Annotated in this window: 13 protein-coding genes; 8 read left to right on the top strand and 5 right to left on the bottom strand. The window is 62.1% G+C overall.

Going from position 1 to position 14,490, the window contains the following annotated elements:
* Positions 1–10: 10 nt before the first annotated feature.
* Positions 11–1,603: a hypothetical protein gene (locus VGD45_RS17615; RefSeq protein WP_331156644.1), complete on the bottom strand. Its 1,593-nt coding sequence runs from the start codon at positions 1,601–1,603 to the stop codon at positions 11–13.
* Positions 1,604–1,687: 84 nt separating this feature from the next.
* Here VGD45_RS17615 and VGD45_RS17610 point away from each other — a divergent pair, with 84 nt between their 5' ends.
* On the top strand, positions 1,688–2,854 hold the full coding sequence (locus VGD45_RS17610) for a metallophosphoesterase (RefSeq protein WP_331156643.1): 1,167 nt from the start codon (positions 1,688–1,690) through the stop codon (positions 2,852–2,854).
* Positions 2,855–3,170: 316 nt separating this feature from the next.
* Here VGD45_RS17610 and VGD45_RS17605 read toward each other — a convergent pair whose 3' ends face one another.
* From VGD45_RS17605 to VGD45_RS17595, 3 genes are all read right to left on the bottom strand, one after another.
* Positions 3,171–3,830 (bottom strand): TIGR04211 family SH3 domain-containing protein, encoded by a 660-nt coding sequence (locus tag VGD45_RS17605; protein ID WP_331156700.1) that lies wholly within the window; start codon positions 3,828–3,830, stop codon positions 3,171–3,173.
* 231 nt (positions 3,831–4,061) lie between these two features.
* Positions 4,062–5,837: a redoxin domain-containing protein gene (locus VGD45_RS17600; RefSeq protein WP_331156642.1), complete on the bottom strand. Its 1,776-nt coding sequence runs from the start codon at positions 5,835–5,837 to the stop codon at positions 4,062–4,064.
* Positions 5,838–5,946: 109 nt separating this feature from the next.
* Positions 5,947–6,450, bottom strand: coding sequence for an adenine phosphoribosyltransferase (locus tag VGD45_RS17595; RefSeq protein WP_331156641.1), 504 nt, complete (start codon positions 6,448–6,450; stop codon positions 5,947–5,949).
* Between the two features lie 125 nt (positions 6,451–6,575).
* Here VGD45_RS17595 and VGD45_RS17590 point away from each other — a divergent pair, with 125 nt between their 5' ends.
* Both VGD45_RS17590 and VGD45_RS17585 read left to right on the top strand, forming a co-directional pair.
* Positions 6,576–7,208, top strand: a complete 633-nt coding sequence (locus VGD45_RS17590) for an inorganic pyrophosphatase (RefSeq protein WP_331156640.1) — start codon at positions 6,576–6,578, stop codon at positions 7,206–7,208.
* Positions 7,209–7,344: 136 nt separating this feature from the next.
* Positions 7,345–8,310 carry a YafY family protein gene (locus VGD45_RS17585; RefSeq protein WP_331156639.1) on the top strand — a complete coding sequence of 322 codons (966 nt, stop codon included), beginning with the start codon at positions 7,345–7,347 and terminating at the stop codon, positions 8,308–8,310.
* A 12-nt stretch (positions 8,311–8,322) separates the two neighbouring features.
* On the opposite strand, the gene VGD45_RS17580 is transcribed toward VGD45_RS17585, so the two are convergent.
* Entirely contained in the window at positions 8,323–8,688 is a 366-nt protein-coding gene (locus tag VGD45_RS17580) for a DoxX family protein (RefSeq protein WP_331156638.1), read from the bottom strand.
* 154 nt (positions 8,689–8,842) lie between these two features.
* On the opposite strand from VGD45_RS17580, the gene VGD45_RS17575 reads away from it, so the two are divergent.
* The 5 genes from VGD45_RS17575 to VGD45_RS17555 all read left to right on the top strand — a co-directional run bounded on the left by VGD45_RS17575 (position 8,843) and on the right by VGD45_RS17555 (position 14,361).
* Positions 8,843–10,093 carry an MFS transporter gene (locus tag VGD45_RS17575; RefSeq protein WP_331156637.1) on the top strand — a complete coding sequence of 417 codons (1,251 nt, stop codon included), beginning with the start codon at positions 8,843–8,845 and terminating at the stop codon, positions 10,091–10,093.
* A 121-nt stretch (positions 10,094–10,214) separates the two neighbouring features.
* Entirely contained in the window at positions 10,215–10,907 is a 693-nt protein-coding gene (locus VGD45_RS17570) for an ABC transporter ATP-binding protein (RefSeq protein WP_331156636.1), read from the top strand.
* Entirely contained in the window at positions 10,904–12,055 is a 1,152-nt protein-coding gene (locus VGD45_RS17565; protein ID WP_331156635.1) for an ABC transporter permease, read from the top strand. The genes VGD45_RS17570 and VGD45_RS17565 overlap by 4 nt, the downstream gene beginning before the upstream one ends.
* 13 nt (positions 12,056–12,068) lie before the next feature.
* Complete coding sequence (locus VGD45_RS17560; protein WP_331156634.1) at positions 12,069–13,253, top strand: ABC transporter permease; 1,185 nt, start codon at positions 12,069–12,071, stop codon at positions 13,251–13,253.
* A 49-nt stretch (positions 13,254–13,302) separates the two neighbouring features.
* Entirely contained in the window at positions 13,303–14,361 is a 1,059-nt protein-coding gene (locus VGD45_RS17555) for an alpha/beta fold hydrolase (RefSeq protein WP_331156633.1), read from the top strand.
* Positions 14,362–14,490: the final 129 nt, after the last annotated feature.

Below are 14,490 nucleotides of genomic sequence, written 5' to 3'. Positions count from 1 at the left end.
GAGTTGGATATTAACTAATTCTCGGCACGAAAGCGGCCGTGGCCAGCTGCGCAAAGCGCACGTCCAGCAAGTCCGCCATCAGTGCCTCGGTCACGGGCCAGCGACCGCCGCCGCGTCCCTGAATGACCAGTTCCTGTCCGTTCGAACGAGTGATGAGCAGCCTGTTCCATTCGGGTGATCCCTGCGCCAGGGGGTCTTGCCTCTCCAGCGTTTCCATCTGCAGCTGACCGAAAACCCGGTGGCTGATTTTCCACGCGCGCGCCACCAGGCGGAGTGTGCAGTTCTCGGTTAGCGCTTCGCAGGCCCGCTGTAAGGATTCAGCATCGAGCGCGGCCACGCGCAGCGCATCCGGGTCGCGACCGAATGCATGGCGCGCCAGCACTCGCAGCTTGTGCACGGAATGAGCTCCAGACAGCTCTTCGTGCAGACGCCCGGGGCTGGTTTCGTTCGCGGCGTTCAGGATCAGCTCGTTCAGCGCCGAGCCGTTGGCACAGCGATCCAGAATGTGGTTGGTCGCGCCGCTGAACACCGCCGCGATGGCGGTGACATCGTGATGATGATGTTCACGACGCAATGTCTCGAGCATGGGCGCGCTGCCGCCGACCGCGGCGCTGTATTTCAAATAAGCGTTGCATCGGGCGGCGAGCGTGCCGAGCTTACGTCCGACTTCGGCCATCAGCGGGACATTCGCGGAAATGACGCTGACGCCGCGCTCGAGAAAATGACTGACCAGGCATTGGGCCGGTTCGAGCCCGGGCAGGGCGTCGATGACCACGTCGGGCTGCAGGTTCTTCGCCGCGTCCACCGAATCGAACAGCGATGTGCCCGCCGCTGCATGTTTGCAGCGATCGCGGATCAGCGCGCCGACGACGGTGAAGTGCTCGTTCATGGCCGCGACACGGTCGTGGATGCCGCGACCGATTTCTCCTCGACCGAGAATCAGCACGCGCGTGGGGGCAATCGCCGCGGGCCGCGCTGGCGTGCGGCCGAAGCGGCCGATGACGGACTCGTAGGGCGAAGCGATCGCGGCCACTTCGGCGCGCGCCCGATAACGATCGAGCAGGCGTACCGCGTTCGGTTGTATCAATGACGTCGCCAGTTCCAATGCATCGGCATAACCCAACGCCGAAAATCGTTGCAATGACGAGGTGGGCGCCAGGGCGGGATCCGCTTCATAAACGCCATCGACATCCTTGAGAAGGCGGCAACGATGTGCGCGCAAGGCGTGAGCGAGATACACCGCGGAATGATCCGATCCACCCGGCTCCGATATCGGCAGACCGCCGTCGCTGTCGTGGCCGAATCCCGCCAACACCAGCACGGGCGTGCATTCCAACAATGTTTGCAATCGTTCGACGCGCACCGTCGGCCATTCGCCGTCGAATGCGCCGTCGACGACGCGTGCGGGAATTCCGACGCGCTCCAGAGCGCTGTCGAACAGTGCCGCTGGTTTGTGCTCGCCTATCGCGAGCGGCTCGGCAATCACAGCAACACGCCAGCCGGCGCGATACCAGCGGTAGATCTCGTGCACGGCGGTGGGCACGTCGGCCGGGCTGCGCAGCACCGAGCCGCCAAACTTCAGCACGATTATGTCGCCCGCCATGACGCCTCCCCTCATATCTATAGACGGGCGGCACGGGCGCGCCCACCCGTCACAACTGAATTTTTTGCACTATGATGCGCAGCCATGTCGCATCTCACTCAAATGCAGTCACGGATGAGCCTGCGCTCGCTGTTGGTTTCGATGGCGCTGCTCGTGTTCGTTGTCGTGGGTCCGAGCCGGGCCGACGAAGGATCGAGCCGGTCTTTGCAGGACGGTCCGTACGTCACGCGTTCCGCCGATGGCGGCTGGACCGCGCGCTGGATTGAGTCCGAGTCGGCGCAGGTTCGCGAGCGAATGGTCAAAGTCGGCGATGCGGTCACGGTGGCGGCGGTTGGGAATTTCCCGGCGTTCGACGTGAAGTTGCGTGGCCCGGCCAAGCCGGCCGCCGATGAAATCAAAGTCACGGCGCGCACGCCGCTATTCGTGATGGCCGACACGCATGGCGAATTCGAGATCGCCGCGCAGCTGTTGCAGAGTCACGGCGTGATCGACGATCGGCTGCGCTGGTCCTTCGGCAAAGGCCATCTCGCCGTGCTCGGGGACGTGTTCGATCGCGGTCCGAATCACACCGAGTTGCTGTGGCTGATCTACAAGCTCGAAGCGGAAGCGGCGCGCGCCGGCGGCGGCGTGCACCTGGCGATCGGCAATCACGAATCCATGGTGCTCACCGGCGACCTTCGTTATCTCAATCCCAAATATCCTCGCGTCGCTTCGTTGCTCGGCGCCGAAACTTATACGTCGCTATGGATCGAGGACTCGCTGCTCGGACAATGGCTGCGAAGCAAGGCGGCGATGTTCCGGCTCGGCGAATATCTCTGTCTGCACGGCGGCGTGTCGCGCGAGTTGATCGATCGGGGGCTCACGTTGTCGTCGGTCAATGAGACCGTTCGATCTGCATTGACCCAGACAGGGATGCCGGGTGAGCACGGCCCCTTCGTGATGGGCCAGACCGGCCCGCTGTGGTATCGCGGCTATTTCGAAGAAGCGGCGCGCAAGTCGGGCATGCCTCTAGCGGACTCGGCCGACATCGATCGGATTCGCGAACGTTTCGGCGTCAAAGCCATTCTGGTCGGGCACACCGTCGTGCCCACTGTGACTGCTTTGTATGACGGACGTGTGATTGCAGTGCAGGTTTATCCTCATCGCGATGAGCAGACACACGTACCCGTGATGGAAGCGCTGTCGATTCAGAAGGGCCAGATGTTCCGTGCGCGGGTCGATGGCAGCCGAGAAATGTTGCCCCGCCCCTGATGCGTTGCCGTTAGTTCGCAGGCAACCATGTTTTTTCGAGCATCGAGGGGGTTCATTCCGGCGGGCCGCCAGATCTATACCATCAAGCAGCTCATTCGAAACTGCGAGTCTGCTCCCGGGTCCGATGTGATCGTGCTGGTCTCATATCAATCTGTGAGCCTGCCTGTGAGCGATCGAGGCGATTACGTTTTGCGAGTTGGCCCGTTGCTGCTTAGGCCATCGGTGTCCTCCTGCAGGCCACGGCACAACGATCTCTCAACACTGACGCCGCGATCGTTCACAGGCTTCTCTTAAAACATCGGGCCCATACATCCGATCAGGCCCAGGTGCTGCGCTTGGGCCGCGCCTTGATCCAGGCGCCTAACACCAATCCGAGCAACACCAGACCGCCGCCGGACAACAGCCAGCGCAACATCACATTGCGCTTCAGATCCTGCACTTCCTCGGTCAATTGCGTGACCTGGGTCTGCAGCGAGGCATTGTCGGCCTTGAGTGTTTTGTTTTCTTCGAACTGAGTGATGGCCGTCGCCGACACGCGACGGATCTCCGCGAGCTCGGTCTGCAGTTTCTGATTTTCCTTGGCGAGATCGTTGGCGCGGCCTTCGATCTCGCTGCGCGCGCCACGGACATCCTGATAGTTGTCGCGTACGGATTTGAGCTGAGCTTCGAGTGTCTCGACGCGCTTGGTGGCCGCGGCCAGTCGGTCCTTCGCGACGGGTTGACCGGTGAGGTACTGAGTTGGTACCCATCCTTCCGTGCCGTTGGGTGTGCGGACTTGAGTGAAGCCCGAGCCTTTGTCTTCGCCGAGAACTTCCAACGCAAGGCCGCTCGGCAGGGCGGCGTTGACGATCTTGTGCCCGTTCGAGGGGCCGCGGCGTAACGGAACCGTCAGCTCATCGGAGATGTACATCGTCGCGGCGAAGGCGGACGCCGGTCCTAGCACCAGCGTTAGCGCTAGCAGCACCTTTCTCAACATCAGCACGGATTCCTTATAAGTCTCGCTACGGCCGTAGTGTCGGCAGACGCGAACTATAGCGAAACTGAATGGCCGGGATGGCGGCTTAATGAACGCGTTCGCCAATTGGCGACAGCTGTGCGGTAAGTATTTGTACAGCTCTCGCGCTCAGAAAAACGCCGCGAAAAAGGCGGCCCGTCGATAAAAAAGGGAGCCGCCCTGTAAGAGTTGCTGGTCGCGTCTGACGAAAACTTAATGGCCCGCGGTGCTGGCCGTCTTCGCCGGCTTGTCGGTGGTTTCGTCGAGATAACGGAAGCGCACGAAGCCGATGCCCATTTCTTCGAACGTTTGATCGCCCCAGCGCACCGGCTTGGTGGGATCGGGATTGCCGGGATTCTGCGGCGAGTTATCCCAGGTGAAGCTCCAGATCAGCTTCGAGCCGGCCGAAATGGTCCTGGGCTCGCGGTATTCGTACACCGTCTGCCAATTGAAATCGTACTTGGGCACGTTGAGCAGAATTTCCTGGCGACCGTCCGGATACACGGCGGTCATCGTGCCGGCGCGGCCGCGCAAATGTGAGTGCGGCATGATGTTGTAGATCAGCATGTCGCGCTGGATGGGGCGAGTCACGACGGTCGTATGTTCCTTCGCGCCCGGCGGGATCTCGAACTTGAAGTCGGTGAGCGCCGTCAGGTGCAGCGGATACTTCGGCGGATCGGTGGCTTCGCGAAAATAAAAGCCCACCTTGCTGTGATCCGTCACTGCCTGGCCGTTCGGCGTGTAGTGCATCTGGAACACGAAATCCGCGTCCTTCGGGAACAGCACGCCGGTGTTCTCCGGAAACACGATGGGCTCCATGCCCGGCGCGAAACCGGCGATGTTGCCGCCGCTGCGCTCGCCCGTGGAACCCGCGATCACCGGGTCGTTGACGATGATGTGATGGATTGCCTGCTTCGCGCCCGGATGAATCTCGACGGCGGTGATCCATACGTCGCGGCCGAGCGGATTCTTTACGCGCGGATATTGGTACTCGATCACGCCAGTCGCGGGAATGTCGAAAGCGGGGACCGAGACGATCAGATCGGGCTTGCCGTGTTTCCATTCCTTCACGTCTGGCTTGATGGCCAGCAACGGATCGTCGCCCGTGCCGCGCGGCGCGCCGGCTTCGATCCAATGGACCAGCAGTTTGCGTTCGTCGTTGGTGAGCGCGCGTGCGTTGTGGAACGTGCCGTAGTGAGGATCGGCATGCCATGGCGGCATGCGTTGGGTGCGCAGGACTTCGCGAATCATGGGCGCGAAGCCCTTCACCATGGCGTGGCTGGTCATGGCCCACGGACCGACGCCGCCGACTTGATGACACACGACGCAGCGATCCTTCAGCAGCGGCGCGATCTGGTTCGAATATGAGATCTGCGCGTGCGAGGTCTTGCGATCGCGCTCGGGGAAATTGACGAGGCAACCCACGCCGTCGGCATACGGCGTCTTTACCGGCTTGCCGGCCAGCACGGCGTCAAGCGCGTCGGTGAGATAGTGATGTTTGGCGGGCCGCTGCCGTTCGTACGACAGCCGGTCATCCATCGGGCCGCGATACTTGAGCTTCCAGCCCTTGGGCTCGATGACGAACACCTCGGAGGTGCGGACCACGCCGAGCGCTTCGCCGATGAGTTGCGATTCGTCGAGCAGGATGGGGAAGTCGATTTTGAAATCGGCGGCTTCCTTGGCGACCAGCTCGCGCGTGTCCTGCAGATTCGAGTTGAGCAGCAGGAACTCCACGCCCTGGGCACGATACTTCGCGCGCACTTCGGCAAGGGCGGGCAGCGCCTGGCGCACGATGGGGCAACCATTGCCCTGGACCATGATCACCACGGCCTTCATGTCCGAGAGGTAATAGAGCTCGTGCGATTTGCCCGCCTGGTCCAGCAAGCGGAAGTTGTCGACTACCTGGCCGGGCTCGATGGCCCAGGCCGCGCCGCTCAACGCCGCTGAAATGCCCAGCACCGCCAGTGCGCGCTTGATTGCGTCTTTCATTGCAAACCCCCAAGACATCCTTGATCCACGCTATGCACATCATTGTCAACGAGGGCGCGAAACGGGGCACTCTGGCCCCCTGTGAAGATTTGTCAGTAGTTGTAACGCTCTAGTATCGGAGCACCGTGCGGGCCGGCAATCCTTGCCAATGGAAGTCCGTGACCAGGTTCAGGTCGATGAGCACCGCCAGGCAGTCGACCCGGTAACCGGCGATTCCGCACAGATCGGCAGCGGCTCGCAGGGTGCCGCCGGTGGCCAGAACGTCGTCGATCAACAACACCCGCCCGCTGCCCTCCTGCATCTCGAGCACGCCTTCACCATATTCCAGCTGATACGGAATGCTGACCACGGGCGGCGGCAGCTTGCCCTTTTTGCGGATGGGCACGAAGCCCTTGCCATGGCGCAGGGCCAGGGCCGCCCCGAGCATGAAACCGCGCGATTCGATACCGGCAACGGCCTCGATCCGGGCCCATTCGGCCGCGTTCAGCAGGCTGCTCATGGCCTCGATGGTGGCTGCGAAATGGCTGCGCAATAACGGGGCAATGTCCCGAAAAATGATGCCGGGCTGCGGGAAATCGGGCACATCGCGAATCAGGCGCTTCAGATCTGTCATGAGCTCGCCGGTCGGGCCGGGCGTCCTTCAGGTAAACTGCCGGGCGCTCATTGTCGCCCAAGATCCTCTTGGGCGCTTCAAACCCCCGGTTTTTCACTCCCCATAGTCATTCGTTACCGTAATCCATGTCGACCATGTTTCCTTCTGCCTTTCGTGCCCATCCCTGGCATGGCGTCGATCTCGGCGCCGAAGCCCCGTCCATCGTGACCGCCTATATCGAAATCGTGCCCACCGACACGGTGAAGTATGAAGTCGACAAGGCCACCGGCCTGCTCAAGGTCGACCGGCCGCAGCGGTTCTCGAATATCTGCCCGTCGCTGTACGGCTTCCTGCCGCGCACCCTGTGCGCCGAGCGCGTCGCCGCCTATTGCGAAGAGCGCACCGGCAAGACCGACATCAAGGGCGACGGCGATCCGATCGACATCTGCGTGCTCACCGAAAAATCCATCGGCCACGGCGACGTGCTGGTGCAGGCGATCCCGATCGGCGGTCTCCGTATGATCGACGACAACGAGGCCGACGACAAAATCATCGCGGTCATGCGTGACGACGCGCTGTACGGCCACCTGACGGATATTTCGCAGTGCCCGAAGGCGGTGATCGAGCGCGTGCGCCACTACTTCCTCACGTACAAGCACGCCCCCGGTTCGCCCGATCACAAAGTCGAGATCACGCACACCTACGGCCGCGAAGAAGCGTACGAAGCGATTCGTCGCAGCCAGGCGGATTACACCGCGGCGTTCATGGGCGTGCGCTGAAGATCACCGGCGCGGCGAGTTTTAGCTCGCCTTAATGCGGAGCCCCCTCGCCCCGAGGGGGCTCCGTCGGTGATCTTCGTCTTGGATGACGTCTTCGTTGACATACGATGTCAGCGTTTGAGGTTGTAATCCCGACATGCGCGCCGAACGACTCATCGCCATTCTCATGGCCCTGCAAAGGGCGCAGGCGCTCACCGCAGGTGAGCTGGCCCAGCGGCTGGGGGTTTCCGTCCGGACGATTTTTCGGGATGTCGACGCGCTCTCCACCATGGGCGTGCCGGTTTACACCGAGCAGGGACGGGGCGGCGGCATCCGGCTGGTCGAAGGATACAGCTCCGATCTCACGGGCCTGTCTTCCGGGGAAGCTGAAGCATTGGCTCTGATCGCCAGTCCCGCCGGCATCGGTGTTCGCGATCTCGCGGCGCCGACGCGAACTGCGTTGGACAAACTCGCCGCCGCCGTGCCGACGATGCATCAGTTGCGTGCCCAGCATGCACGCGGCCGATTGTTGTTCGATACGAAACCCTGGTTCCGCTCGTACGATGCCAATCCTTACCTGGATACGCTGCGTGGGGCGATCTGGAAGGACGAATGCGTCAACATCAACTACCGACGCAGTAACAATGAAGTGAAGGACTATCTGGTCGAGCCCTACGCGCTGGTCGTGAAGGTGGACACCTGGTATCTGATCGGCCGTGTGAAACGCGAGACCCGCGTCTTCCGCATCTCACGGATGTTGGCGCTTCAGACCACCGGCACGCATTTCACGCGCGATCCCGACTTCGATCTGCAAAAGTTCTGGAATACCTGGTGCGAGAAGTTCGAAAAGAATCCACCGGTGAGCTTTCCGGTGGAGCTGATGATCTCGGCCAAGGGCAAGCAGCAACTGCTCGACAGCTTCGGGAACTGGTTTCGCCTGCGGCTCGAACCGCTCGGCGAAAATTTCAAAGGCCGTAAGCCGGTGACGCTGGACTTCGAGCGGGAAGAAGCGGCGCTGCGGATTCTGTTCGACCTCGTGTTCGAGGCCGACATCGTGCAACCCACCGAGCTGCGCCGGAAGCTGCGCAATCAGGCGAAGAGGGTGGTCGCCGCAACGACTTGATCTCTGGTCTGATTATTTTTTCCCGAGCAGCACCGCCACCAGGCAGGCGATGATCAGCACGCTGTATTCCATTCCGTTGCGGCCGAGACCGACGACGAACCAGCCCGCCTTCCAGTGCACCCACCAGATGCCCAGCGCGGTCTGGAGGATGAAGTACGCCGCGAGCACCGACGTGTAGCGGCCCAGCGCCATCAGAGTGCCGCCGACGATTTCGATGATGGTGACGGCCCAGGCCCACGCGAGCCCGAACGGCAAACCCCGCGATTCCAGAAACGGTCCGAACGGTCCCACCGCCTCGTAAAACACGCGCGCGACGCCGTGGATGATGAACATCGCCGCCACCGCGACGCGCACCACGATGATTGAAGAGATCTTCATGATCGATCAGCTGTCCTAAACGAAAGGCGCGGATCATAAGGGAGCAGGTAGGTGATTGCAGCCATTGCGGAGTTTTCGTCATCAGAGTGATGACCACTTCTCATTCAACTGTATCTGTGATGCGGCGAAGGAACGCGCAATACTGCCGCGCCTTATGAGCACATCCACACCGCCTCAAGCCACTGCGTCCGCCAGCACGCTTGGACTGGTTCTCGCCGCGTCCGCCATCCTGCTCATCACCATGGGCGTGCGGCAAACGTCGGGCTTGTTCCTGTTGCCCATCACGCAAAGTACCGGCGTATCGATCGTCGCTTTCAGCTTCGCGCTCGCTATCGGGCAGTTCGTGTTCGGCGCGGCGCAGCCGGTGTTCGGCGCCATCGCGGACAAATACGGCGCCGTCAAAGTCATCATCGCGGGCGCGCTGTTGCTGGCGCTCGGCTCGGTGCTGACGCCGTTCATGACTTCCAGTTCCGGGTTGTTACTCAGCATGGGTGTGTTGGGAGCGGCCGGCGCAGCGGCAGGCAGCTTTTCGATCTTGATCGGCATCACCGCGCAACGGCTGCCGCCCGAGAAGCGCTCGATGGCGTCGGGCATCATCAACGCCGGTGGCTCGATGGGTCAGTTCGTGTTTGCACCGGCCGTGCAGTTCATCATCGGCGCGGCGGGCTGGGCGACTGCGATGTTTGCTACGGCGTTCGCGGCGTTGTTGACGATTCCGTTGGTGCTGCCGCTGATACGCTCGGCGCGCAGTGCTGTTTCCTCCGCGACAGCGGCAGTGGCCACTGCGCACATTTCACTGAGCGAACAGATACGGGACGCGATTCGCAATCCCAGCTACTTGTGCCTGCACGCCGGCTTTTTCACGTGCGGATTTCACATCGCGTTCCTGGTCACGCATTTGCCCAGTGACCTACAGCTGTGCGGCCTGACCCCGGAAGTGGCGGCCAACTCGCTGGGCCTGATCGGCCTGTTCAACGTGATCGGCAGTCTGGGTATCGGCTGGCTCGGCCAGCGCTACCGAATGAAATATCTGCTCGCGTGGGTGTATGCGAGCCGGGCCGTCATCATCGCAATCTACATCGTGATGCCCAAGACGGCGCTCAACATCTATATGTTCGCCGCCGCGCTCGGCGTGACATGGCTGGCGACCGTGCCGCCGACCGCCGGGCTCGTGGGAAAACTGTTCGGCACGCGTTATCTGGCGACCCTGTTTGGCCTCACGCTGTTGTCCCATCAGGTCGGCGGCTTCCTCGGCGCCTGGCTGGGCGGCATCGTGGTGTCACAAACCAACTCGTATCAATGGATGTGGTACGCGGACATCGCGCTGGCGTTGCTCGCGGCAATAGTGAATCTGCCGATTCGCGAGCAGAAGTTGCAGGCGCAGCCGGCGGCGGCGCCAGCCTAGGGACAGGGGCGCGGTCCAGCCATTGCCGGCGTTCAGCCGTATTTCGCCGGCAAACCTCCTGACGCGTCGCTATCGAGTGGGTACACTGCCGCGCCTTCAATAGCCGACACGGATCAGCGCCATGACTGCACTCGTGACCCTGCGCAATGTCACCAAGAGCTATATTCGCGGCAAGCAGAAAGTGGAAGTGCTCCACGGCGTCGATCTGAGCATCGAGCGCGGCGAATTCCTGGCACTGATGGGGCCGTCCGGCTCCGGTAAGACCACGTTGCTGAATCTCGTGGCCGGTCTCGATCAGCCCACCAGCGGCGAAGTGCTGGTCGCCGGCGATCGCATCGACCAGCTGTCGCGCGGCAACCTGTCGGATTGGCGCGCCCGGCACATCGGATTCATTTTCCAGTTTTATAACCTGCTGCCGGTGCTGACCGCCGAGGCCAATGTCGAAGTGCCTCTGCTGCTCACCAATCTTTCCAAGTCTGAGCGCCGTCGCCGCGTGCAGGTCGCGTTGGAGCTGGTCGGTCTCGCCGACCGCGCCCGCCACAAGCCGAACGAGCTCTCCGGCGGTCAGCAGCAGCGCGTCGCCATCGCGCGCGCCATCGTCTCCGATCCGACACTGCTGGTCTGCGACGAGCCCACCGGTGACCTCGACCGCCAGAACGCCGAAGAGATCATGAACCTGCTGCAGGCGTTGAACCGCAGCCAGAACAAAACCATCGTGATGGTGACGCACGATCCCAAGGCGGCCGAATACGCCTCGCGCGAGCTGCATCTCGACAAGGGCCAGCTCACCAACGATTCGAGGCGCGCGGCATGAAATATTTCAGGCTCGTCTGGGCCGGCCTGTGGCGCAAGAAGACGCGCACCGTGTTCACGATGATCTCGGTCGTGATCGCGTTCCTGCTGTTCGGCCTGTTGCAGGGGATCAACCAGGGCTTTGGCACGGCCATGGCCAGCCTGGACGTGGATCGTCTGTATGTAACGGCGCGCACCGGCATCGTCGACGGCATGCCCATTTCGTATCTATCTCGCATTCGGAATGTGCCGGGCGTGCGTGCCGTGTCGTTGTGGGCATATTTCGGCGGCTACTATCAGGACGCACGCAAGCCGATTCCGGCGTTCGCCACCGACGCGGCCGAGCTGTTCAAAGTCTACAAGGAAATCAAGATTCGTCCGGAATACGTCGACGCCATGGTCAAGACGCGCACGGGCGCATTGATCAGCGAGGCGCTGGCGGCGCAGTACGGCTGGAAGGTCGGCGATCGCGTGCCCATTGGCACCTCCATCTGGACCAACAAGGCCGGCAGCAATACCTGGGAGTTCGACATCGTCGGCACCTTTGACGCCAGCGCGTACGGTGCGAACTTCCCCTCGTTCTACATGAACTACAGCTACTTCGACGAAGCGCGTCAGTTCGGCACGGGCGAGCTGCACTATTACATCCTGTCCGTGCAGGACCCGAAGCAAGGCGACCGCATCTCGCGCGAAATCGACGCGATGTTCGCCAACTCGTCGGTGGAGACGCGCACGCAGACCGAATATGCCTTGACTCAGATGGCGCTCAAGCAACTCGGCGACATCAATTTCATCGCCAACGCCATCGTCGGCGCCGTGTTGTTCACGCTGCTGTTTCTGACGGCGAACACCATGATGCAGTCGGTGCGCGAGCGGACGTCGGAGCTCGCGGTGCTCAAGACGCTGGGTTATTCGGATACCAAGGTGCTGGTGCTCGTGCTCACCGAAGCCCTGTTGTTGTGCCTGTTCGCCGCCGCGCTCGGTATAGCACTGGCGGCGCTGGTATTCGAGTCGCCGACCCTGCAGAAACTGTTCGGCAATTTCTCGATGCCGGGCATCGTCGCGGCCATGGGAGCTGGCATTGCCGTGCTGGTGGCGTTCGTCAGCGGGTTTCCGCCGGCCTGGCGAGCGCGCCAGCTGAACATCGTCGACGCATTGGCTGGACGCTGAGCGGGAGCGCATCATGAAAATGCTTCGTCAGATCGGCGCCGTGACCGCCATGAACTTTCGCAGCTTGCCGCAACGGGTGAGCACGTCGCTGGTCGTGGTCATCGGCATTGCCGGCGTGGTCGCGGTATTGGTCTCGGTGCTGGCTATGTCCACGGGGCTGATTCGCACCATGGAGAGCACTGGTCGCGACGATCGCGCCATCGTGATGCGTAATGGCTCTGTCGCCGAAACCTCGAGCGCGCTGGACCGCAACTCGGCGCGACTGATCGTCGATGGCGCGGGCATCAAGCGCGACGCGCAGGGCGAACCGATCCTGTCGGCCGAGACCATGCGCATCCTGACTTTGCGCAAGAAGGAGGACGATGCCGAGATCAGCGTCATCCTGCGCGGCGTCGGACCGAAGCTCCTCGAAGTGCGTCCGGAGCTCAAGATCGTCGAGGGCCGGATGTTCCAGCCCGCGGTGACCGAAGTCATCGTCGGCAAGTCGGCCCATGCTCAGTTCAAAGGATTGAAGGTCGGCGATGTCGTCACCTCGCGAGGCGCTAACTGGACGGTGGTCGGAATATTCGACACTGGCGGCGATTCGCACGAGTCCTCGCTCATGACGGATGCGGAGACGTTGATCTCCATCGATCAGCGCGGCGCGTTCCAGAGCGTGACTGCGATGCTGGAGTCGCCGGCGGCATTTCAATCCTTCAAGGACTCTTTGAGCGCCAATCCTGGACTGAGCGTCGATGTGGTACGCGAGCGCGAGTATTACCGGCAACAATCCAAAACCATGAGCACCATCATTTCCGTGGTCGCCTATGTCGTCGGCGGCATCATGGCGGTAGGCGCGGTGTTCGCGGCACTGAACACGATGTACTCCGCTGTGAGTGCGCGACTACAGGAGATCGCGACATTGCGCGCTTTGGGTTTTGGCTCGACCGCCATGGTGATGTCAGTGCTGGCCGAGGCGTTGGTGCTGGCGTTGATCGGCGGCTCCATCGGCGCGGCGATCGCATGGTTCTTCTTCAATGGCAACACTGTGAGCACGGTGAGCGGCGGCATGGGGCAGATGGTGTTCGAGCTGAGCGTCAGCCCGCAGCTGATGATTCTAGGCATCGTCTGGGCCTGCATCATCGGTGTGCTGGGTGGATTGTTCCCCGCCATGCGGGCCGCGCGCCTGCCGGTGGCCATGGCCTTAAGGGCGGTTTAGCCGCGAGCGCCCTCGTTCGGGTTATTCTGGGGGCGGGTTGGGCGCCCCCATGCAACAAACGATTCGCTTCATCAAATCCGCGGACGGCACGCGTCTGGCGGTGGCCACGTCGGGACACGGGCCGCCGCTGGTCAAGTCGGCCAACTGGCTGTCGCACCTGGAGTTCGACTGGCAGAGCCCGGTGTGGCGCCATTGGTTTCGTTATCTGTCGACGGGCCGCCAGCTGATTCGTTTCGATCCGCGCGGCTGCGGATTGTCCGATTGGGATGCGACCGATTTGTCACACGCGGCGCAGGTCGCCGATCTGGAAGCCATTGTCGAGGCTTCCGATCTCGATAAATTCCCGTTGCTCGGCATCTCACAGGGCGGCGCGGCCTGTATCGAATATGCCGTGCGTCATCCGGAGCGCGTCACGCAGCTGGTGCTGTATGGCTGCTATTCGGAAGGCTGGGCGCAGCGTGGCGAGGATTCGCGCCGGCATGGCGAAGCGCTGGTCGAGCTGATCCGCCAGGGTTGGGGCCAAGAGAATCCGGCCTTTCGCTTGTTGTTTGCTTCCTTGTTCATTCCCGACGCCACCACCGAACAGGTGCGCTGGTTCGCGGACCTCATGCGCACCACCACTCAGCCGGAAATCGCCGCGCGCATCATCGAGGCGTTCGGGCAGATCAACGTGCGAGCGTTGTTGCCGAAGGTGAAAGTGCCCACCATCGTGGTGCATGCCCGTGGCGATGCGCGCATTCCTTTCGAGCAAGGCCGGCTGCTCGCCGCGGAGATTCCGAATGCGAGCTTCGTGACGTTGGAAAGCCGCAATCACATTCTCATCGAGAGCGAGCCGGCGTGGGCCCGCTTTTGCGAAACCTTCGACGAATGCATGGGTGTCAGTTCGAAGGCGACGGCCGACGGACCAGTGGATCTGGCGGAGCTCACGGCGCGCGAAAACGCGATCCTGCGGCTAGTGGCGCAGGGCGCGGCGAACAGCGAAATCGCCAGTCGCCTGTTCATCAGCGAAAAGACGGTCCGCAACCACCTGACGAATATCTTCGAGAAGCTGGGCGTCGATTCGCGCGCCCGGGCCATCGTCGTGGCTCGCGACCGCGGCGTCGCCTGATCCTTTCGGGCAAGTTCGCTTAGACCACGTCCAGTACAGGGACATTTGTCCCAGGCGTTGACGCGCTCGAATGAGCCTTTCGCCTCATGCGCGGCTTGCCATAAATCCGCAACATTCGCGCACTTTGAA

This window comes from Steroidobacter sp. (assembly GCF_036402275.1).
In the GTDB taxonomy this organism is placed as follows: domain Bacteria; phylum Pseudomonadota; class Gammaproteobacteria; order Steroidobacterales; family Steroidobacteraceae; genus Steroidobacter.
Note: the sequence above shows the minus strand (reverse complement) of the source record. Positions and strands in the feature narration are given on the sequence as shown.

Coding starts and splice junctions, on each gene's coding strand:
- VGD45_RS17615 (WP_331156644.1), bottom strand. CDS start 1,603: ATGGCGGGCGACATAATCGTGCTGAAGTTTGGCGGCTCGGTGCTGCGC.
- VGD45_RS17610 (WP_331156643.1), top strand. CDS start 1,688: ATGTCGCATCTCACTCAAATGCAGTCACGGATGAGCCTGCGCTCGCTG.
- VGD45_RS17605 (WP_331156700.1), bottom strand. CDS start 3,830: ATGTTGAGAAAGGTGCTGCTAGCGCTAACGCTGGTGCTAGGACCGGCG.
- VGD45_RS17600 (WP_331156642.1), bottom strand. CDS start 5,837: ATGAAAGACGCAATCAAGCGCGCACTGGCGGTGCTGGGCATTTCAGCG.
- VGD45_RS17595 (WP_331156641.1), bottom strand. CDS start 6,450: ATGACAGATCTGAAGCGCCTGATTCGCGATGTGCCCGATTTCCCGCAG.
- VGD45_RS17590 (WP_331156640.1), top strand. CDS start 6,576: ATGTCGACCATGTTTCCTTCTGCCTTTCGTGCCCATCCCTGGCATGGC.
- VGD45_RS17585 (WP_331156639.1), top strand. CDS start 7,345: ATGCGCGCCGAACGACTCATCGCCATTCTCATGGCCCTGCAAAGGGCG.
- VGD45_RS17580 (WP_331156638.1), bottom strand. CDS start 8,688: ATGAAGATCTCTTCAATCATCGTGGTGCGCGTCGCGGTGGCGGCGATG.
- VGD45_RS17575 (WP_331156637.1), top strand. CDS start 8,843: ATGAGCACATCCACACCGCCTCAAGCCACTGCGTCCGCCAGCACGCTT.
- VGD45_RS17570 (WP_331156636.1), top strand. CDS start 10,215: ATGACTGCACTCGTGACCCTGCGCAATGTCACCAAGAGCTATATTCGC.
- VGD45_RS17565 (WP_331156635.1), top strand. CDS start 10,904: ATGAAATATTTCAGGCTCGTCTGGGCCGGCCTGTGGCGCAAGAAGACG.
- VGD45_RS17560 (WP_331156634.1), top strand. CDS start 12,069: ATGAAAATGCTTCGTCAGATCGGCGCCGTGACCGCCATGAACTTTCGC.
- VGD45_RS17555 (WP_331156633.1), top strand. CDS start 13,303: ATGCAACAAACGATTCGCTTCATCAAATCCGCGGACGGCACGCGTCTG.